Origin of the sequence: Tateyamaria omphalii (genome assembly GCF_001969365.1) — a bacterium.
Taxonomy (GTDB): Bacteria; Pseudomonadota; Alphaproteobacteria; order Rhodobacterales; family Rhodobacteraceae; genus Tateyamaria; species Tateyamaria omphalii_A.
Genome location: NZ_CP019312.1, coordinates 3,060,322 through 3,080,951 on the forward strand (window position 1 = coordinate 3,060,322; position 20,630 = coordinate 3,080,951).

Sequence of the window (20,630 nt, forward strand, 5' to 3'; positions counted from 1 at the left end):
AGGCGCGGCATAGAGAATCCAAAGGGGTTGGCATGAACTCACAGTATCGCGTTGTGGTGATCGGGGGCGGCGTTGTCGGCGCATCGGTGCTGTACCACCTGGCCAAGATGGGATGGACGGATGTCGCGCTGATCGAACGATCAGTGCTGACGGCAGGGTCAAGCTGGCATGCCGCGGGCGGCATTCACGCCCTAAACGCCGATCCGAACATGGCCGCATTGCAGGCCTACACCATCGACCTCTTGTCCGACATCCAGGAAGAGTCGGGTCAGAACATCGGCCTGCACATGACAGGGGGCCTGACGCTGGCAGGCACGCCCGAGCGTTGGGAATGGTTGCAATCCGCCTACCGGGTGTTTCAGTCCATCGGTATTGAGGATTGCGAGCTGCTTACACCGCAACAAGCGCAGGACCGCTGCCCGATCATGTCGACAGACGGTGTGCTGGGCGCGATGTGGGCGGACCGCGAGGGGTATGTAGACACCACCGGCACCGTCCACGCCTATGCCATCGCGGCGAAGAAACGCGGCGCGCGCGTTTTCGAGCACACCAAGGTCGAAGCGCTGGAGCAGGTGCATGACGGCTGGATCGTGAAGACGGACAAGGGCGACGTCCGCTGCGAACACGTGGTCAATGCCGCAGGCCTGTGGGCCAAGCAGGTGGGGCGCATGGCAGGGATCGAACTGCCTGTCTCGCCACTCAAACACCATTACCTGATCACCGATCAGATCCCGGAAGTCGCCGCGCATGACTTCGAAATGCCCATGACCGTCGACCTCGAAGGGTTCACGTATATGCGACAGGACCAGAAGGGCATTCTGATCGGCATTTACGAGCTGGAGCATCAGCACTGGGCCATGGACGGCGCGCCGTGGAACTACGGGATGGAGCTGTTCCAGGAAAACCTCGACCGGATCGAAAACGAGCTGATGCTGGGTTTTGCCCGCTATCCGTCCGCTGAAAATGTAGGGATCAAGACCTGGGTCAACGGCGCCTTCACCTTCTCGCCCGACGGCAACCCGCTGGTGGGCCCGGTGCCGGGCAAGAAAGGCTACTGGTCGGCTTGCGCTGTCATGGCCGGGTTCCTGCAGGGGGGCGGTGTGGGCAAAAGCCTTGCTGAATGGATGATCGAGGGCGAACCGGAGGCGGATGTCTTCTGCATGGACGTCGCCCGATACGGCAAGTTTGCCGAGAACAAACAGTACATCAAGGAAACCACCGGCCAGTTCTATTCCCGCCGGTTCGTGATGTCCTACCCGAACGAACAGCTGCCTGCAGGTCGTCCGCTCAAGATGGCCCCGGCCCACGACGCAATGACAGCGGCCGGGTGCCGCTGGGGATCAAGCTGGGATCTGGAAACACCGCTTTACTTCGCACCGTCAGCGGATTTCGAGGAGAACCTGACCCTCAAACGTTCAAACGCCTTTGACATCGTGGCCGCCGAGTGCCGGAACGTGCGTGAGAATGTGGGTATGGTCGACATCACCGGCTTTTCCCGCTTTGAGGTTAGCGGACCAAATGCCGAGGTCTGGCTGAACAACGTCATGGCCTCGAAACTGCCTGCCCCCGGTCGCGCCAAGCTGGCGCCAATGCTGGGCGAGGACGGGCGGCTTAAGGGTGACCTCACCATCCTGAACTGGGGGGACGGCACCTGGTGGATCATGGGGTCCTACTACCTGCGCGCATGGCACATGCGCTGGTTCGACGACCATATGATCGACGGTGTGAAATTGCGCGATTTGGGCGAGGAAATGTGCGGTTTCGCCCTCACCGGTCCTAATTCGCGCAAGGTAATTGAAAAACTGTGCCATCAGGATATCGGCGCGCTGAAGTTCATGGGGTGCGGTGCGTTCGATGTCGGCATGGTCCGGGCCAAGGTGGCGCGCATGTCCGTCGCGGGCGAGTTGGGATACGAGATCAACTGCCGTTATGGCGACCATATCAAGCTGCGGCGCACGTTGCTGGAGGCGGGCGAAGAGTTCGGGATGCGGGAATATGGCTTCAACGCCATGCTGTCGCTTCGGCTTGAAAAGTCTTTTGGCATCTGGTCGGCAGAGTTCACCCAAGGCTACACGCCCGGAATGACCGGTATGGATCGCTGGATCGACTGGGACAAGGCGTTCGTGGGCAAGGCCGCCGCCCAGGCCGAGCGCGATGGAAACGGCCCGGCGCAACGCCTGGTGACACTGGAAATTGATGCCCAGGATGCGGACGCCAGCGGCTACGAACCTGTCTGGAACGGGGATGGGCGTGTGGGTTTCGTGACCTCTGGCGGCTACGGGCACACGGTGCAAAAGTCGCTCGCCATGGCATTGGTGGACACCGATTATGCCGACCCGGGCACCGAGTTGAAGGTCCATGTCGTGGGGATCGAGCGCGGGGCGCGCGTCATCCCGCCCTCACCCTATGATCCGGCGGGCAAGGCCATGCGGGGATGACCGAAAACCCGCGCCGTCGCCGTGGACGGGGTGCGCCACCGCAAAAGTCGCGCACCACCAACTACCGCAACCTGCGTAACCCATTCCCGCTCATGGCCGTGTTTTCCGACGACCGGATCGCGGCCATCCACGACGCGTCGCTCGAAGTGCTGGAGCGTTTGGGGATCAAGGTGCTGCTGCCAGAAGCGCGGGCGCAATTCAAAGCAGGCGGCGCGCGCGTCGATGACAGCACCGAGATGGTGCATATCGGGCGGGACATGGTCGAGGCGGCGCTGGCGACTGCCCCCAAATCCTTCCCTTTGATCGCGGGCAATCGGGATCGGGACCTGGTGATGGAACTGGGTTCGATGATCTTCCAGCCTGGTGCGGGATGCCCCCATGCAACCGACCTTGAACGAGGACGCAGACCCAGCACCGAACAGGACTTTCGCGAACTGATCACGCTGACCCAGCATTACGACGTGCTGCATATGATCCCGCCGCTGGTTGAACCGCAGGACGTGCCCATTCACCTGCGCCATTACGCGATGACAAAGGGGCAGATGGAACTGACGGACAAGCTGCCCTTCATCTTTTCCCGCGGCACAGGGCAGGTTGAGGAGTCGTTCGAGATGCTGCGCGATTTCCGGGGGCTCTCGGATCAGGACTTCGCTGCGCAGTCGCATTGTTACACCATCATCAACACCAACTCGCCACGACAGTTGGACATCCCCATGGCGCTTGGCGTCATGGACTTTGCCCGCCACGGGCAAATGGCCATCATCACACCCTTCACGCTGATGGGGGCGATGGCCCCGATTACGGTCGCCGGGGCCATGACACTCAGCCATGCAGAGGCTTTGGCGGCCATCACTTTGGGCCAATTGGTCAATCCGGGTGCGCCCGTTTGCTATGGCACCTTCACGTCGAATGTGGACATGAAATCCGGCGCCCCCGTCTTTGGCACGCCGGAGCATTTCAAGGCATCGCTGGCTGCCGGGCAACTTGCCCGCCATATCGGCCTGCCGTGGCGCTGTGCATCCGGGTCAGCCGCCAACCTGGGGGATGTGCAGGCCGCCAATGAAACACAATTCGGCACATGGGGCTGCCTGCTGGCTGGTGCGACCGTGACACTGCACGCCGCCGGGTGGCTTGAGGGTGGGCTGACGATATCCTACGAAAAGCTGGTGACGGATGTAGAAGTGTTGCAGATGATGGCCGAACTTTGCACCGCGACCGCCGCAAACGCCGATGAGATCGCGCTTGGCGCGCTCGAAGAGGTGCAGCCGGGCGGTCATTTCTTTGGCGCGGGCCACACGATGGAACGCTACGCGACCGAGTTTTATGAGCCAGTTGTTGCAGATTTTGCGAATTTCGGAACCTGGCAAGAGCGCGGCAGCGTTGACGCAACAACGCGCGCGACCGGCATTTGGCAGGGCATTTTGCGCGACTTCACTCCTCCAACCACTGACGGTGACCGGATCGACGCGCTGCACAAATACATCGCAGACAAGACGGCGGCCGGCGGCTGCGCACCGGTCAGCTGATGAGCGATCCCATTTTACACCGTGACGATCCGGCCAAGGATCCGCTGATCGGCAACGTCAAAGTCACGCGGCAGGATTGGCTGAACGCTGCCCTATCGGTGCTGAAATCCGGCGGAGTAGAAGCGGTGAAGGTCGCGGACCTGGCAAGCGGCATGAATGTCTCACGCTCCAGCTTCTACTGGTACTTCAATGGTCGCACTGACCTGCTGGATGCACTTCTTGACCATTGGGAGCGCACCAACACAGCCGCCATGGTGGCACAGGCCAACGCCCCGGCGCGCACGATTACCGAAGCGTGCTGCAACATCTTTCGCTGCAACATCAACACTGCCCTCTTTGACAACCGGCTCGACTTTGCCATCCGCGACTGGGCGCGCCGTGCGCCGCGTGTGAATGCCGTCTTGAAAGCGGGGGATGAAGCGCGGCTGGAGGCGCTGACGCACATGTTCCTGCGTTTTGAGTATCCGCAGCTTGAAGCAACGGCCCGCGCCCGCGTCATCTATTATATGCAGCTTGGCTATGATGACGCAAACCTTGGCGAAACCCTCGATGACCGGCTGGCCATGGTTCCGGGTTATCTCGTCGCGTTCACCGGCAGAGTACCGACCGCGGCGGAAATTCAATCCTTCGCCAGCTATGCCCGGGACGTGACCGACGCCGACCGCTCGTCTTGACCGAACCGGTGTGACCTGTGACAAACCTCCGCGGGGAGGATGCAATGCGCACTCAGGTCGTCATCGTTGGCGGCGGGCCATCGGGCCTGCTGCTGGGCCAATTGCTGCACAACGCGGGCATCGAAAGCGTCGTGCTTGAGCGCCAGTCCCGCGCACACGTGCTGGGCCGTATCCGCGCCGGTGTTCTGGAGCGCGGATTGGTCGACCTTATGGCGCAAGCAGGGGTCGACACACGCATGAAGGCCGAAGGGTTCGTGCATGATGGCACCCTCATTGCCTACGACAATGATATGTTCCGCGTCGACTTCGCGTCACACACGGACGCGACGGTTCTGGTCTATGGACAAACCGAAGTGACGCGCGATCTTTATGATGCACGCGATGCGACGGGCGGCGACACCCACTTCGACGTCAAAGACGTCATGATCCACGACGCCCGCACCGATACCCCCTGTGTCACCTTCAGTCAGAACGGGCAGAGCCACCGGATCGCCTGCGACTTTGTCGCCGGGTGTGATGGTTTCCACGGTGTCAGCCGCAAAACCATTCCGGAAAGTGTGCGCCATGAATATGAAAAAGTGTATCCCTTTGGCTGGCTTGGCATCCTGTCTGAAACACCTCCGGTCAATGATGAACTCATCTATGCCAATTCGGATCGTGGGTTTGCCCTATGCTCGATGCGCAATGCAAACCTCAGCCGCTACTACATCCAGTGCGACACGTCGGACGACCCTGCGAACTGGAGCGACGACGCGTTCTGGGACGAATTGCGACGCCGCATTCCGCCACCGGCTGCCGAAGCACTGATCACCGGCCCCAGCATCGAGAAATCCATCGCACCCTTGCGCAGCTTTGTCTGCGAGCCGATGCGGTGGGGGCGGCTGTTTTTGTGCGGGGATGCCGCGCATATCGTCCCGCCCACGGGCGCAAAGGGGCTGAACACCGCCGCGTCGGATGTCCATTACCTGAACCAGGGTCTGCGCCAGTTTTACTCGGATGGCGACAGCGATGGTATTGATCGATATTCGGAACGCGCGTTGTCCCGCGTCTGGAAAACCCAGCGGTTCAGCTGGTGGTTTTCGACCCTCATGCATCACTTTCCCGGCCAAACAGCCTTCGACAAGAAGATGCAACTGGCGGAACTGTCCCTTTTGCGAGACAGCCGCGAGGCGCAGGCGGCGATGGCGCTCAGTTATGTAGGCCTGCCATACTGACGGCGTCACCGTTACGGGCTCTGTTGCATTGGTTACCGTGGGCCAAGGAACTGCTGTTTGGCTGGTGCACTATGCCGCCTTTTCGAAGAGAGCTGCCACAAAGGCCACCTCGTTGAGTACCCCTGGCTCGTTGTTTGCGAAGTGACCCTTTTTGATAGAGCGGTGAGTTTCGATCCCTTTGAGTGTGTTCTTTGCCGAGGTGAGTTTTCGGAAGCCCCGCTTGGGCTTGAGCAGTTGTTTCAAGGCGCCATGATCCCCTTCAATGCGATTGTTCAGATGCTTGCGGTCGACATGAACAATCCTGTCATCGGGTCCGTTCGGAACGTTCACCTCGCGGATGACCTTGGCGTAGCTATGGGCCTTGTCCGTAATGATTGTCATCGGTTGACAGCACCGGACGGCATCGCAGGCTTGCTTCATGAATGCCCTTGCGGCCTTAGCGTTTCGACGCGCAGTAAGGCGGAAATCGATCAGCTGACCGCTTTGGTCTATATCTCGCCAGAGGTAGCACCACCGACCACTCACACGGACACAGGTTTCATCCACATACCACCGCATCCCGCGCCATGATCCATGCAGTCCATATGCACGTCTACGGAAGTCCGGTCCAAATTTTTGGACCCACCGATGGATCGCTGCATAGTCTATTTAATACCGCGTTCGGCCAACAAGTCAGGAACGTATCGATAAGAAAGGGCATACCGGCAATACCAATGGACGGCCAAGAGGATCACATCTTACGGAAAACGATGATGCTTGAAGGGAACGCGGCGTACCATCGGAGGCTCCTTACATGATGTCCTCAAAACATCCGTCTGCGCCTAGATTAATGCAACAGAACCATATTTCTACACCTTCACCAAACAGGGCCAGACGCTGAAATACGGCCCGCGTCCGCTGATGAAGAACGGACGCCAGTTCACACTGGGTGGGCAGATCAGGGACAACATGTTCTGGACAATCGCCAGCGGCGTGATGGTCTGGACGGCCTACGAGGTACGGTTGTTCTGGGCCATGGCCAACGGCTATGCGCCTGTGCTGAAATGGGCTGCAAACCCTGTGTGGTTTATCGCGCTGTTTCTTCTGATCCCGGTGTGGGAAAGCTTCTATTTCTGCTGAATCCACCGCTTTTTGCACATTCCATTCTTCTGTAAGCATGTTCATGCGCTCCATCATCGCAACATCAACGTCGGCCCGTGGTCGAGCATTGCTGTGCATCCGGTGGAACATCTGATTTTACTCGGCTGGGTCTTGATCCACTTCGTTGTTGCCGCTCACCCGGTGCATATCCTGTTTCATCTGCAATACTACGCACTGACAGCGGCCACGACGCACACAGGTTTTGAAGGCATGGTGGTGAAGGACAAGAACCGGCTGAAGCTCGGCACCTTTCACCACCAGATGCGCCACCGCTACTTTGAGTGTAACTATGGCTCGCTGGAGCTGCCGTGGGACAAGTGGTTCGGCTCTTTCCATGACGGCACGCCGGAAAGCGATGCCAAAATCCGTGAGCGACGCAAGAAATTCACGAACGGAGCCACTTAAGTGCCTGGCATGAGAGGAAAGAATCTGGAGGTCGCTATGTTAAGAAACACTCTTTTAGCAAGTTGACCTATTTGCACCCATAAGTGCTGATGTCAGACATCATGGCGTTTGCCGGATGGCGCGGTTTAGCCGCCTTTATTGGCAGATGGTTGCAGTCTTTTGCCAACACGCAAGTCTGGCTGCGGTGACCTTATTCCATCTCAGCCTTTCCGCCTCTGGCATCTGTTGTTGCTTCGACAGCGGCGTTGACGGGCGGGGATCATGCCAATTCAAGTATGATGCCGGCCGCGGTTTCTGTGACCATGTGATCAGGAACGGACAGGTATTCGTCTTGCGATGCACCGGCAACGCCCATCCCGGTCACATCAAACACCGACGCGTGGCGCTCCCGCTGATCCGTGCAGGCGAATGGCGCCAAAGGATCACCCGTCAGCCCCACGGCACTCCCCCGATGTGTGCAGAGCAAATTGACAACAAAGTACCGCGGGTCCTGAACCGTGCCTTCGCGATCATTAGCCTCGCCAAAAGCGATCTGATCTTCGGTCCGATGATGGACCGCCACATATTGTGTCATTCCGGTTTCTGAATATTCCGGATCATCCGTCGGGCGTGCAATCACTGCGATCTCGCCCGGTCGCAATTCGGTCAGGTCGATCTCTGCCAGCCCGGGCGCGACCTCGATCAATCGATCCTCACCGATCGGTTGGTCTGTGGGAATGTCGCCCCAGTCACGTGCCAGGTTGGTTTGCGCGTTCAGGATTGCCGGGCAAAACAGGGCGGTTGTCGCGCCGGTTAGTCGCGCAATGACATGGCGTCGTGTCAGTTTATGCATGATCTTGGTCCTTTCTGGGTTGGAATGTCATCCTGGAGAAGGTGCCGTCGCGGTCGAAGAATGCATGTTTCAGCGAGGCAGCAATGTGTACTGTAAGAAGTGCCAGCAAGACCCACTTCAGCGTAAAATGCGCATCAAGAAACATCTCACCCAAGTCTGACCGCGCGGCTGTGCGGTCAATCGGGAGGGCCAGCGCTGTCTCACCAAGCGCTGAAGCGGCGACATAGCCGGTCAGCGTCAAGGCGATCAGACAGAGATAAAGGCTCAGATGGACAATGATTGCCAGTCCGCGCTCCCAAAAACTGTGCACGGCACCGACCGTGACACGTGGACCAACCACGCGCATGATGATCCGCCCAGCAAGTACGAGTATCAGTGCCTGACCAGAAATCTGATGGCCGGTAATTGCGGCCTTACCCCAAAGGTCATTGGTATAGGCAAACCCGGTCACCAGCATCACACCAACCAAGGCTGCGGTGAGCCAGTGGAAGATCACCTGAGGTTTAGTATATACCGCAACTGTATCGGTCATCGACTTCGCTCCGGTTCGATGTTGGCAGATACGACAAAATGGTAAGGCCGCACGCGATGGGGACTTGCGATGTCGTTATTGGATCGTCAGACGACACAGCACGGTGTTGTCGCGCTCAAGATCAGGGCCCCAGATGAACTGCGCAGTGCCCGACCAAGTAATTCTGTCATAGCCATCTTTTGGATCAACGGATTGTGCCGTGTGTACAGTGGCTTGGGGCCATTCGGCGTCGTCGAAGTCGGGTAACTTCCAGCCGTTGGGTTCTTCGGTAATTTCGAATGCACATGTGCCTTCGCCTGCGACTGGATTGCTTGAGCTTTCGCATGATCGGTCGACCGGGGCGGTGTGCACAACAAGACAGCGCATCGCCTGGTCGGTGACAGTCACGAGATCACCCGTTTCAGCATTGCGAAATTGCGCAATCAGGCCGCCATCACCCATTTGTTGGCGTTGTGTCCCGATATATTCAAGTCCGGTGTCGTTCTCTTTGAAGTCCATCGCTTTGATCGCCACAGTCATCGGTAATTCGGCCGAGAATGTCACCGTTTCGGCATTGAAGGATCGTTCGGTGGTGATCGGAACAGAGTCCTCAAGTACCGATGTGCCGTTCACCGACATCTGGAACCAGTTGTCGGCCCAGACGTCGGCAGTGAGCGTGAGTGGCTCGGCGGATACTTGAGTGGTGGCGAGGGCTAGGGTAACGGCGAGAAGGTTGCGCATTGAAGGATCCTCGGTTTCGGCGGTAAGCTAGGACCGCGGCAGTTTAGTTCACAAAAGTCAGTTCTGTGCTGGCGATGATCCGATTGTCGATTGCAGCGATCATCGCGGCCCAATCTGTCATCGGGTCATGGTGCGTCGGGAGACTGTGCGGAGATCCCGCCAGTGCAAAAAAGGTTGTGGTATAGTCGTGCAGCGCTGCGCCAGGAGAACAAGGCGGGGTGTAGCCCGTATCTCGGCCATCCTTGTCTGCACCCTCAATACCGATAGACCCAGGATTGCCGATTGGGATTTCTGAAATCGTGACGGGTACATTCCACAGAAGCCAGTAGTGGCTTGGCAAATTCACTGTTTCACCCGTTGCACGCAGGTAGTGATACATGCCAATTGCAAGGCTTTCAGTACCCTCAGGCACGCCTTGCCACATCAACGGTGGCGAAAGGCCGGTCCCGCCATCCCGCGTGCATTTCAGACTATCCGAAAGTATACCGTCAGCATCCCATGCGCGGCTCGTCAGGACAAAGGTATCCTGCGCGGTGGCAGCGCCTGTGAGGTTTGAATTAACAGGCAGGGCTATCGCGGCCCGTCTCATCGACAATACTCCCCCGTTACCACCTCTCCACCATTCGTAATTGTGCGGGTCTCGAAGTTGTAGCAATTCGAGGTGCCCGAGGGGGTGTAGCGGATATAGTAATCCTCGCCTTGATAGGCATAGTTCATGCTGCGGGTCCCGTTCTCGTCTTCAGTAAAAACAAGGCCTTCGACCCCACCCCGCGGCGGTCGTCCGGGCGCAATGCCATCCCCGGTCGCGGCATTAGACAGTGGCGAGATGCGGGGCAGCTGCCGAATATCGGCGACCTCACCCATGATACATTGGATAATGTAAGGTGCGTCGTCGGATGTGTGGTAACGATAGCCAAAGGTCGCGTCCATTTGGCCGTTACAAACGTCAAGCGCGTTTTCTGTAATCGCACTACCATCGGGATTTTCATCGCCGTAAATCGGAAAACCGTCGAACGCCCAACCGATGATGGCGGCGGGTCCGGCATTTTCCATCTCGGCAATCATGCAAACGGGTTTGACGTGATAGTGGTAGTCATCACCCCGTCCCGCATGGCCACCACATATGTCAAGCTGCTGGGTCTGGAGGGTGTCGTGCTGTGCTTGGTAGTGCGCGAGGTCGGCTTCGGTCATTTCGCCGCCCGCCGTATAGTCAAAGATCGGCACACCGTTGACCGCCACACCGAGCGCTGAATCGCGGGTCTGAGGCGTGTCACCAAGCACCGGGGCCAATGGGATCGGTGCGGCATATCCGGGCGCTGGCACTGGCACTTGCTCATTCGTGCCGACGATGCCGGTCATCAGGTCATGATCGGGATAAGTGTCTGACGATATAATAGCCGCCCCGCCTTCGCACGTGACCGTGACGTCATCGGAAAACCCCGCGTCTGCGACTGAGGCCATGACGGCTTCGCAATGCTCTTCCGTGCCATGTGCAAAGACAACGACGGGAAGCAAGCCGGCAAACAGCGCCACGGCGTGGAGCATGGACCGTCTTGCTGATGTTTGGAAACGTATGAGCATTTGTCTTCCTTCTGCATATGGCGATGTGCTCGCGGGCTTACTCTGGAGGAGCAGACTGACCACGACGCAGCAAAGTCAGCGTGCCGTCACCATCACGGTCCAAACGTGACACCAGACCCTCGAGACTGCGGTCAATCTCATCCGGCGCGATTTGCCCATCACCGTCTGCATCAATCTCCTGGAACAGGTCGACCATGCGCGACCGCGTGACAGAGCGGTAAAACGTATCGAACTCTTCAATGTTCAGGGCGCCGTCGCCTGAAGCATCAACCTCGGCAAGCTGCGCTGCGCGGTAAGCATCGATTTCTGTTGGCGTGACCGTGTCGTTACCGTCCGCGTCAGCCGCATCAAAGACACCGCGAAATATCTCACCAATCGATGTCTGACCACGGCCATCACGTGTGCGCCCATTCTCCCGGGCGCTGCGCAAATCGGCGCGCATCGTTTCCGCCTGACCTGTAATGGGGGCGGTGGTGTCTTGCGCGTTGGTTAAAGGCGCTCCAATCACAAAGACACCTGTAGTGAGTAAGCTTACAGCGATGAAAGTCGTGCGTTTCATATCGTCTTATCCTTTTCTGAGCACTGCTATGCCGTTGGGCCTGCCTTGATCTGAATATGGCAGGCACATCGTGAAAAGGTTTGTCAGAAAGTGGACGAGTTTGTCGCAACCTGTCGCAAGCCAAGCGCTTGATACAATTTGCGACAAACAAAACTGCGCGCAGACTCGGATCGAGAAAACGACAGCGCTAGAAAAGCAAATCGCGTGCGGCTACGGAGCAAATATGAACGACACGGCCCCACAGATTCTGATCGTGGATGATGCCCGCGATATTCGCGAACCGCTGGAGAAATACCTGCGGCAGCAGGGATTCCGCACGCTGTTGGCCGCAAATGCGACTGAGGCCCGCAGTCAGCTCGAGACCAGCAACCCAGCGCTGGTGGTGCTCGACGTGATGATGCCCGGCGAAAATGGGCTTAGCTTGTGCCGTTGGTTGGTCGCACATGGCGGCCCACCGGTCATCTTGCTCACAGCGATGGCGGGGGACACCGATCGGATTGTTGGCCTTGAACTGGGGGCCGACGACTATGTGGTCAAACCCTTTAATCCACGCGAACTCGTGGCGCGAATACGTGCCGTATTGAGGCGGACACCACCGCCACCGCCAAAGCCAGCAACTGCCATTCGACGCTTTGGCTCGTGGTTGCACGATCCGGACGTGCCCGAGGTGCGCCATGCAGATGGTCACAGGCGGGCGCTCACATCTGGCGAAAATCGGCTGTTGGGCGTGCTTCTCGATCACCCCCAAACGATCATGTCGCGTGACCGACTGCTTGACCTGACAAAAGGGCGCGAATCCAAGGTCTATGACCGCGCCATCGACAATAGTATTGGCCGTCTTAGACGGAAAATCGAAACCGATCCCGCAAACCCCCGCTTGATTGTGACCGAATGGGGTGGCGGGTACCGACTGGCAACTGAGGTGGAAGATTTTTGAAAGCAATAAGACGCCTTTTGCCAGACGGGATCGCGGGGCGATTTGCGCTTTTGCTTATCATCTCACTGATCTGTGCAAACTTCTTGGCCCTTGCCGTGCTGTCATACGAGCGCAACCGTTTGGAACGCGCCACATTGGTTGCACGCGAAGAGGAAAGGATCGTCTCTCTGGTGCCGGCACTAGAGGCGGCCAGTCCATCGATCCGACCGCGAATGGCCGAGTTGACCTCAACCCGCTCGTCGGCAGTGACCGTCGAGAGGGCACCACTGATCATGGTTCAATCAGATGCGCCCCGGTCGCGCGCCCTTGCCGACGCGTTGACGGAAACCTTGGGCGGGCGCGATGTCAAAGCTGCAATTCACCGCCGGCCTGACGACGACCGAAGCGACAGACGAGAGTCTGTCGCCGCATCTATCCTGCTTGAAACACCGGGGGGCGAGCCAAAACAATGGCTGAATATTCAGTCAAAGGGACCGCGCCCGCTGCCGCCGTTGATCGAAGAAGGCGCGTTTCTTCTAATTCTAGGGGCATCTCTGACCGCGGTGCTAGGTGTGGGGTTGGTCTTCGTGCGGCGGTTGACGCAGCCACTGACCGCGCTCGCGAAAGCGGCGCGCGCCGCGGGGCAAGGTGATCGCGCCGCGCGCGTCAGCACCGAAGGCCCACGGGAGATGCGCGACGCGGCTACAGCTTTTAACGACATGCAAGCCCGCATCGCCCAATTCGAAGCAGAGCGTATGCGAACGCTGGCCGCTGTTGGTCACGACCTGCGGACACCCCTGACCAGCTTACGTATCCGCGCGGAGATGCTTGGGACCGACGAAAGCGCTTCGATGATCCGCACTCTGGAGGAGATGACTGTGATGGCCGATGGACTGGTGGCCTATGCACGCGGTGCTCGTGAAAATGAAGATGTTACTTACATTGATCTTGTCACGCTACTGGAGCAGGCTTCAGGCGACAGACAGGGGTGGTTTGAAGCAACAGAAGCGATCGAAGTTTCAGGGCGACCGGTCGCTCTTGGGCGCGCCTTTGGTAACCTGATTGACAACGCGATACGCTACGGAGGTAGCGCCAAGGTTACGGCAGAGCGAATTGGTGAAACTGCGCTCGTGACCATTGAGGATAACGGGCCCGGCATCCCAGATGAAAAATTGTCAAAGGTCTTTGAACCCTTTGTGCGCGGTGATGACAGCCGAAGCGCCGATACAGGCGGTGTCGGGCTGGGCCTCGCTATTTCGCGTGACATTGTCGTTGCGCATGGTGGGACACTGACGCTGAGTAACCGCCCAGGAGGAGGTCTGCGCGCTGCAGTTAGACTGCCTGTGACGACCGTAGCCGTCGCGGGATGACTCAGGAAATTGTTCGAGGGCGCCAAAAGGAACGCATTTCAATGCGGCAGACATCGCGTCATGTTCCAGCACCGGCCGACACGAGCGGCTGCTTGACGTCGTGAACCACGATCGGTTTCCAAGGTAATTTTGAATGATCGCAATGGCGACATTTGCTGCGATGCAGTATTGGATGTGCCGTCGCTGCGAACCCATGCTGCGTTAGCGAGGGCGGGAAATCCAAGGTCGGGTTTGTCCCACATAGCTGACCTTTCGCACCTGGTTTGTCTAAGATATGCCTAACAGAAAGCGTCGGATGACCGGCCAGAGCCCAACCTGTGGACTGAGTTTTTATGCTCTGCGAGACTTGTTGCGGGAACATTTTTTTTGTGGTCTTAGGCTGGCGTTGCAGCCTTTCGCGAAGGGCGCAGCATAATTCAAATGCCGAATTTACACATGGCGGAACGAAGCGGCCGTCTTAGAGCCTGCTTCGACCATTACGTGCACCTTAAGACGGTCGGTTGATCCGCTTGGCAGCCACATCGCCTATGGTCTTGGGATCGCCATTCTTGATTCAAAACATAACCCGTCGGTCAAATTTGAAGTCGTCACCGCATTGCGATGTCATAAGGCGCTAAACAGTCTGCGTTGATTTGCAAGTCTCGTTGGCAGCGGTTTCTCTTTCAACATCGGCGGAATGGCGTTCACTTCGTCAATAAGGATCACCGAAATGTGTTCGCGGTCACATAAAAGCCGGAGGTTCGCTGGCAGTCCTCTCTGAGGCCATGCGCCAAAACCGCGACAGGTCCCAGGTGAATATTCAACAGCACTTTGTTGCGCGGCTCGTCAGACCCATTGCCGCGCGAGCACACTCCTTATCCAGAATACGTCAAGCGGCCCCTTGGCCGAGGTGCCGGGATCAGGCTGCGGAAACGATGCAGTGTCATATTCTTGTAGTGAACTACCGGTACCCAATTGTGGAAACGTTTCCAGAAGGTGTGGTTCATTGGAGTCCCGTCAAAAGATCACAATCAAGGATGTAGCCCGCAAAGCCGGCTGCGGGATCGCCACCGCCAGTCGGGTGCTCAACAATTCTGGCCCAACCAGCGCGGACGCGCGCGAAAGAGTGAAAAAGGCGGCGCAGGATCTTGGGTTTTCCTTTAGCGCCATCGGCAGGGCCTTGCAGGGCGGACGCAGCATGACGATCGGCTGTCTGGTGCCGTCGCTGGCCAACCCGGTCTTTGCCGAGGCGGTGCAGGGCGTACAGGAGGTGCTGTCCGGCGCAGGCTATCAGCTTTTGATTTCCAGTTCCAACTATGACGGCGATGCCGACAACGAGGCCATCGTGACCCTGACCGCCAAGGAGGTCGACGGGTTGATCCTGACGATGGTCGGCCCGGAGCGCAGCGCCGCCCTAAAGCAGGCGCGCGCGCGGGGCCTGCCGGTTTCACTGATGTTTCATGATCCGCTGGACGGGTTCCTGACCGCGCATGTGGACAATTTCGAAGCAGCGCGCGAGGTCGCACGGCGGTTCGCCGACCTTGGCCACACGCGCACGGCCTTTTTGTCCCTGCGCTTTGCAAGCTCTGACCGGTCGCGCAACCGATATGCCGGATTTCATGCCGAGTGCCGGGCGCGGGGCCTGCCGGACCCCGCCCTGATCGAACTGACCGAGGCCGAGGCGAATGACCCGGAATTGCTGGCAGGCATCCTGGCCACGCTTGGCGGGTTGACCGCGATTTTCGCATCGAACGACTTCTTGGCCATCGCGGTGCAGAAGGCCACGCGCCTGATGGGCAAAAACGTGCCGCAAGACTTGTCGGTGGTCGGCTTTGACGGGATCGAGATCGGTCGCCTGCTCGACATGCCGCTGGCAACCATCGAGACCGCGCCCGATGCGATGGGCCGTCAGGCGGCGCAGACGCTTCTCAACATGTTGCAAGGTGACGCCTGCGTGCAGCGGCCGCCCTTGCCCTTTCATTTCCGTGCGGGGGCCACCCTTGCGCGTCCCCGCGCGGAAAGCCGTGACGACGACCAGGGTGCCACCTGGCCGCCGTCCGTTCACTCGCTCAAGACCGATCTCAAACAAGGATGAACCGATGAAACATACCGTTTTGGCAGCACTCTTCGCAACCGCGATCGCTGCACCGGCGCTGGCCGAGGATGCCATTTGCTACAACTGCCCCCCGCAATGGGCGGATTGGGCGTCGATGCTCGAAGCTATTGATGAGCAACTCGACATCCAGATGCCGCATGATAACAAGAATTCCGGTCAGACCCTGAGCCAGCTTCTGGCCGAAAGGGCCAGCCCGGTGGCCGATGTCGCCTATTACGGTGTGACGACCGGCATCAAGGCGGGGAACGAAGGTGTGGTGGAACCCTACAAACCCGCAGGGTTTGACGACATCCCCGACGGCCTGAAGGACCCCGAAGGCAATTGGTTCGCCATCCATTACGGCACGCTGGGCCTGTTCGTGAATGTCGATGCGCTTGGCGGTGCACCGGTGCCGCAGTGCTGGGCCGACCTGACCAAGCCCGAATATCGCGGCATGGTCGGCTATCTCGATCCCTCGTCGGCCTTTGTCGGCTATGCGGGTGCCGTGGCCGTAAACATGGCAAATGGTGGTGATCTAGGCAATTTTGACCCGGCCATCGCTTATTTCAACGACCTGGCCGCAAACGATCCGATCGTGCCAAAGCAAACATCCTATGCCCGCGTCGTGTCCGGCGAGATCCCGATCCTGTTCGATTATGATTTCAACGCCTATCGGGGCAAGTACGAGGAAGACGGCAATTTCGAGTTTGTGCTGCCCTGCGAAGGCTCTGTGCGGGTTCCTTACGTCATGAGCCTTGTCGCCAACGCGCCGAACCCCGAGCTGGGCAAGCGTGTTCTGGATTTCATCCTGTCGGATGAGGGGCAGGCGATTTGGACCAATGCCTATCTTCAGCCCGCCCGCCCCGTGGAATTGCCCGCCGATGTGGCGGACAAGTTCCTGCCGGCCTCGGACTACGAACGGGCCGTCGCGGTGGATTATGCCGAGATGGAGCGCGCACAGGCCGCTTTCGGTGAACGGTACCTGAACGAGGTCCAGTAGCCGTATTCGCCTGGCTGGGCGGGACAATCTCCTGCCCGGCCGTCCGCCGCATCGGAGATGCAGATGTCGCAAAGCCAATTCCTGACGCTATGCTTGCTGCCGTTGGCGATTTTCACGTTGGCCTTTCTGGCCATCCCGCTCGGGCGGCTGATCCTTGCCGCGGGCGAGGGTGACGCGGGGTGGGCGATCTATCTGCAAATCCTGCAAACCCCACGGTACCTGTCGACGCTGGTGCAGACCGTGCTGGTGTCGCTCGCCGTCACCATGGCGGCACTGGCAATCTCAACCACGGCCGGGCTTTACCTGGTGCGGAACCGTTTTTTCGGGCGCGACGCGCTGCTGTCGATCCTGACGCTCCCGCTGGCCTTTCCCGGTGTCGTCGTGGGGTTCATGATCATTCTGCTGGGCGGGCGGCAGGGCCTTGTGAACTCCCTCACGCCGGGCCACGTGGTCTTTGCCTATTCGGTCTTTGGCCTGTTTCTGGGCTATCTCTATTTCTCAATCCCACGGGTGCTGCTGACGGTCATGGCGGCGGCCGAAAAGATCGACCCGGCGCTGGAAGAGGCGGCAAAGACGCTGGGCGCGCCGCCGCATCGCATCGTCCTTGACGTGCTGTTGCCGGCGCTGGCGCCTGCGCTCATTGCGGCGGGTGCGATTGCCTTTGCCACCGCGATGGGGGCTTTCGGCACGGCCTTTACGCTCGCGACCGATATCGATGTGCTGCCGATGGTGATCTACACCGAATTCACCCTGTCGGCCAATATCGCCATGGCCTCGGCGCTGTCGGTGGTGCTGGGGCTCGTGACGTGGGCGCTGCTGCTGATCGCGCGCAGCCTGTCCGGCACAACCGTTGCGGCGGGCGGATAAAACCATGAAACACATGACCAAATCCATCCCGCTGACTATTACCTTGCTGGCCTGTGCCTTTCTGTTGATCCCGATCATCCAGTCGGTCCTGGCCGGGCTGACCGTGAACTATTTTCGCGGCCTGTCTTCGGGGCTGACGCTGAAATGGATTGGCGAAGTCTGGGCGCTGTATTCAGGCAGCATCTTTTTGTCGATTGGCTTGGCGCTGGCCTGTCTGGTCGTCACCTTGATCCTTGGAGTGCCGGCCGCCTATGCGCTGGCGCGCAATCCCGGCCGTGCCTCGCGCGTGCTGGAAGAGTTCATCTCGCTGCCGCTGGCCATTCCGGGTCTCGCGCTGGCCTTGGCGCTGTTGCAGCTTTATGGCGGTTGGAGCGACTTTCGCACCAGCTGGCTGTTCATTCTTGTGGGCCATGTCCTTTACACGCTGCCCTTCATGGTGCGGTCGGTCCTGTCGGTGTTGGCGGCCATCGACCTCAAGACGCTTGAGGAAGGGGCCGCATCCCTTGGCGCAGGACCTGCACGGCGGTTCATCGACATCGTGGTGCCCAACGCGATGCCGGGTATCCTGGCTGGGGCGCTGACCGTGGTCACGTTGTCGATTGGCGAGTTCAACCTGACATGGATGCTGCACACGCCCCTGCTCAAGACATTGCCTGTGGGGTTGGCCGATAGCTATGCGTCGATGCGGCTGGAGGTGGCCTCGGCCTATACGCTGGTTTTCTTCGTGATGATCGTGCCGCTTTTGATGGCCATGCAGTGGGCCAGCGCCCGGGCCCAAAGGATCATGCAATGACACTGACCCTGACCAACATCGCCAAGACCTTTCCCGGCGGCACCAAGGCGCTTCTGCCCACGGATCTGGAGATTGCGAAGGGCGAGATCGTCTCGCTTCTCGGCCCCTCGGGCTGCGGCAAGTCCACGCTTTTGCGCATCGTCGCGGGGCTGGAAACCCCCGATCCCGGTGCGAAGATCGTATTTGATGGTGAGAATGTAACGCAGCAATCGGTTGAGACCCGCAAGATCGGCATGGTGTTCCAGTCCTATGCGCTGTTTCCCAACATGTCGGTGCGCGGCAATATCGGCTATGGGCTGAAGATGCAGAAGCTGCCGCGCGCAGAGATTGATGCGCGGTTGGAAGAGGTGATCGCCTTGTGTCGCCTAGAGGCTTATGCCGACCGCGCCGTTACGGCCCTGTCGGGCGGCCAGCGGCAACGGGTGGCATTGGCCCGCGCCATGGCACCGCGCCCACGTGTGCTGCTGCTGGACGAGCCGCTGTCGGCGCTGGATGCCGCCCTGCGGGGGCAGTTGCGGGACGAATTGGCGATCCTGCTGCGTCAGTTCGGGATCACCGCGATCTTCGTCACCCATGATCAGGACGAGGCGATGGCGATCGCCGACCGCGTCGCGGTCATGAGCCAAGGTGAGGTCGCCCAGATCGGCACGCCCGAGGCGCTCTATCGCAACCCGGCCACCGGTTTCGTTGCGCGTTTTGTGGGCAATGCCATGCCGCTGTCTGGTCGCATCCACGCGGACCAATTGCACCTGCCGGGTGGGGTGCTCGCCTTGCCGAGACACGCAGAGGGGCACGATGTTCTCGTGCGGGCGGAGGATATTCGCATCACTGCGCAAGGGCCGATCACGGCCCATGTCGAAACCGTAACCTTTCTTGGCACGCATTACCGCATCGCGCTGGCCGGGGCGAGTGACGCGCCGCTGTTTGCACTGCACACCGGTCTTTCGGCGCCCGCGCCGGGGGCAGAGGTGCGCCTGTCCATAGCGCCCGAGGCGCTGCTGATCCTACCCAGGGAGGTTTCCGCCTGATGCCCGGCTTTATCCAGATCACCGACACCCATATCGTCGCCCCCGGCGCGCTGGCTTACAGACGTTCGGACACGGCGGACGCGTTGCGCCGTGCCGTTTCGACCATCAACGCCAAGCTGCCGCTGCTGGACGGCATTGACTGCGTCATCGTCACCGGCGACCTGACCGACCACGGCACGCCCGAAGAATACGCGCATTTCGCTGCGATCATGGCCGACCTGGAACTTCCATGGCAGGCCGTACCCGGCAATCATGACCGGCGCGATGCGATGCGCGCCGCTTTTGCGCCTGCGCCTTGGATACCAGGGGACGGGCCGATCCAATGGGTTCGCGATTTCGGCCCATTCTCGGTGATCGGTCTTGATACCCTGCTGGAGGGCGCGCATCACGGAGAACTTTCGCTTGACGGGGTCGGGTTTCTTGAGGCCGCCCTCGCGGCCATCGGGGCGCAACCTGTTGTCATCGCCACGCATCACCCGTGGATGCACAGCGGGATACCTGCGATGGATGCCGACAACCTGCATGGCGGTGCCACGCTGATGGCACGGCTTGAAGCGCATCCGGGGCCAGTGCGCATGATCTCTGGCCACGTCCACCGCGCCGTCACGGGCCAGATCGGTCGCGTCACGTGTCAGATCGCACCCGCCACCTGCCACGCGGTCATGACCGATCACCGGGTGGGCTGTGACCCGCAATTGACGTTCGAACCGGGCGGTTTCACGGTGTATCGCTGGAGGATTGAGCCGGAGCCGAGCCTGGTGTCTGATACCATACCGACAGGAAGCTTCTCGGGCCCGTGGCCATTCGCTGACTGACCGGCGGGAAGGGCGCCCCGACCTGTGCAAAACGGGGCACCGCAGATATGACGCCCATGAATGACCGGAGTGATGACGCACGCGTCGTTGCGACAACACAGGTGCTGCGACTACGAACGCTTGCTGCGTCAGCGAAGTGCGAAAAT

At 59.5% G+C, this 20,630-nt stretch carries 20 protein-coding genes and 1 pseudogene; 14 read left to right on the top strand and 7 right to left on the bottom strand.

What is annotated here, in order from left to right:
• The first annotated feature begins 32 nt into the window (after positions 1-32).
• Genes BWR18_RS15320 through pobA form a run of 4 tightly spaced genes read left to right on the top strand, consistent with a single transcriptional unit; the run spans position 33 to position 5,852 of the window.
• Complete coding sequence (locus BWR18_RS15320; RefSeq protein ID WP_076629319.1) at positions 33-2,438, top strand: GcvT family protein; 2,406 nt, start codon at positions 33-35, stop codon at positions 2,436-2,438.
• The gene (locus tag BWR18_RS15325) at positions 2,435-3,964 is read left to right on the top strand and encodes a trimethylamine methyltransferase family protein (RefSeq protein WP_076629320.1); all 1,530 of its coding nucleotides are present in this window, start codon (positions 2,435-2,437) and stop codon (positions 3,962-3,964) included. Before BWR18_RS15320 ends, BWR18_RS15325 begins: the two co-directional genes overlap by 4 nt.
• The gene (locus BWR18_RS15330; protein WP_157598803.1) at positions 3,961-4,638 is read left to right on the top strand and encodes a TetR/AcrR family transcriptional regulator; all 678 of its coding nucleotides are present in this window, start codon (positions 3,961-3,963) and stop codon (positions 4,636-4,638) included. The genes BWR18_RS15325 and BWR18_RS15330 overlap by 4 nt, the downstream gene beginning before the upstream one ends.
• Positions 4,639-4,682: 44 nt before the next feature.
• Positions 4,683-5,852 (top strand): 4-hydroxybenzoate 3-monooxygenase, encoded by a 1,170-nt coding sequence (gene pobA, locus BWR18_RS15335; RefSeq protein WP_076629322.1) that lies wholly within the window; start codon positions 4,683-4,685, stop codon positions 5,850-5,852.
• Positions 5,853-5,921: 69 nt separating this feature from the next.
• Here pobA and BWR18_RS15340 read toward each other — a convergent pair.
• Positions 5,922-6,586, bottom strand: a pseudogene (locus BWR18_RS15340) (IS6 family transposase).
• Positions 6,587-6,752: 166 nt separating this feature from the next.
• Here BWR18_RS15340 and BWR18_RS22130 point away from each other — a divergent pair.
• Positions 6,753-6,971 carry a hypothetical protein gene (locus BWR18_RS22130; RefSeq protein ID WP_254684877.1) on the top strand — a complete coding sequence of 73 codons (219 nt, stop codon included), beginning with the start codon at positions 6,753-6,755 and terminating at the stop codon, positions 6,969-6,971.
• Between the two features lie 12 nt (positions 6,972-6,983).
• Positions 6,984-7,397 (top strand): sterol desaturase family protein, encoded by a 414-nt coding sequence (locus tag BWR18_RS22135; RefSeq protein ID WP_254684878.1) that lies wholly within the window; start codon positions 6,984-6,986, stop codon positions 7,395-7,397.
• Between the two features lie 259 nt (positions 7,398-7,656).
• Here BWR18_RS22135 and BWR18_RS15350 read toward each other — a convergent pair whose 3' ends face one another.
• From BWR18_RS15350 to BWR18_RS15375, 6 genes are all read right to left on the bottom strand, one after another.
• Positions 7,657-8,229, bottom strand: a complete 573-nt coding sequence (locus tag BWR18_RS15350; protein ID WP_076629323.1) for a hypothetical protein — start codon at positions 8,227-8,229, stop codon at positions 7,657-7,659.
• Positions 8,222-8,761 carry a cytochrome b gene (locus BWR18_RS15355; RefSeq protein ID WP_083957724.1) on the bottom strand — a complete coding sequence of 180 codons (540 nt, stop codon included), beginning with the start codon at positions 8,759-8,761 and terminating at the stop codon, positions 8,222-8,224. The genes BWR18_RS15350 and BWR18_RS15355 overlap by 8 nt, the downstream gene beginning before the upstream one ends.
• A 75-nt stretch (positions 8,762-8,836) precedes the next feature.
• Positions 8,837-9,481, bottom strand: coding sequence for a PEBP family protein (locus BWR18_RS15360; RefSeq protein WP_076629325.1), 645 nt, complete (start codon positions 9,479-9,481; stop codon positions 8,837-8,839).
• A gap of 43 nt (positions 9,482-9,524) precedes the next feature.
• Positions 9,525-10,070 carry a YbhB/YbcL family Raf kinase inhibitor-like protein gene (locus BWR18_RS15365; protein WP_083957725.1) on the bottom strand — a complete coding sequence of 182 codons (546 nt, stop codon included), beginning with the start codon at positions 10,068-10,070 and terminating at the stop codon, positions 9,525-9,527.
• A complete protein-coding gene (locus tag BWR18_RS15370; protein WP_076629327.1) occupies positions 10,067-11,026 on the bottom strand; it encodes a YHYH protein in 960 nt (319 codons plus the stop codon). Before BWR18_RS15370 ends, BWR18_RS15365 begins: the two co-directional genes overlap by 4 nt.
• Positions 11,027-11,099: 73 nt before the next feature.
• Positions 11,100-11,621, bottom strand: coding sequence for an EF-hand domain-containing protein (locus BWR18_RS15375; protein ID WP_083957726.1), 522 nt, complete (start codon positions 11,619-11,621; stop codon positions 11,100-11,102).
• 100 nt (positions 11,622-11,721) lie between these two features.
• On the opposite strand from BWR18_RS15375, the gene BWR18_RS15380 reads away from it, so the two are divergent.
• From BWR18_RS15380 to BWR18_RS15415, 8 genes are all read left to right on the top strand, one after another.
• On the top strand, positions 11,722-12,558 hold the full coding sequence (locus BWR18_RS15380; protein ID WP_368073621.1) for a response regulator: 837 nt from the start codon (positions 11,722-11,724) through the stop codon (positions 12,556-12,558).
• Between the two features lie 17 nt (positions 12,559-12,575).
• The gene (locus BWR18_RS15385; RefSeq protein WP_076629330.1) at positions 12,576-13,907 is read left to right on the top strand and encodes an ATP-binding protein; all 1,332 of its coding nucleotides are present in this window, start codon (positions 12,576-12,578) and stop codon (positions 13,905-13,907) included.
• A 985-nt stretch (positions 13,908-14,892) separates the two neighbouring features.
• A complete protein-coding gene (locus BWR18_RS15390; RefSeq protein ID WP_076629331.1) occupies positions 14,893-15,981 on the top strand; it encodes a LacI family DNA-binding transcriptional regulator in 1,089 nt (362 codons plus the stop codon).
• A gap of 4 nt (positions 15,982-15,985) precedes the next feature.
• Positions 15,986-16,981 (top strand): ABC transporter substrate-binding protein, encoded by a 996-nt coding sequence (locus tag BWR18_RS15395; RefSeq protein WP_076629332.1) that lies wholly within the window; start codon positions 15,986-15,988, stop codon positions 16,979-16,981.
• Positions 16,982-17,044: 63 nt separating this feature from the next.
• Positions 17,045-17,848 carry an ABC transporter permease gene (locus BWR18_RS15400; protein WP_076630351.1) on the top strand — a complete coding sequence of 268 codons (804 nt, stop codon included), beginning with the start codon at positions 17,045-17,047 and terminating at the stop codon, positions 17,846-17,848.
• Positions 17,849-17,852: 4 nt separating this feature from the next.
• A complete protein-coding gene (locus BWR18_RS15405; RefSeq protein ID WP_076629333.1) occupies positions 17,853-18,641 on the top strand; it encodes an ABC transporter permease in 789 nt (262 codons plus the stop codon).
• A complete protein-coding gene (locus tag BWR18_RS15410) occupies positions 18,638-19,669 on the top strand; it encodes an ABC transporter ATP-binding protein (protein WP_076629334.1) in 1,032 nt (343 codons plus the stop codon). The genes BWR18_RS15405 and BWR18_RS15410 overlap by 4 nt, the downstream gene beginning before the upstream one ends.
• On the top strand, positions 19,669-20,484 hold the full coding sequence (locus tag BWR18_RS15415; protein WP_076629335.1) for a phosphodiesterase: 816 nt from the start codon (positions 19,669-19,671) through the stop codon (positions 20,482-20,484). Before BWR18_RS15410 ends, BWR18_RS15415 begins: the two co-directional genes overlap by 1 nt.
• The last annotated feature ends 146 nt before the right edge of the window (positions 20,485-20,630 follow it).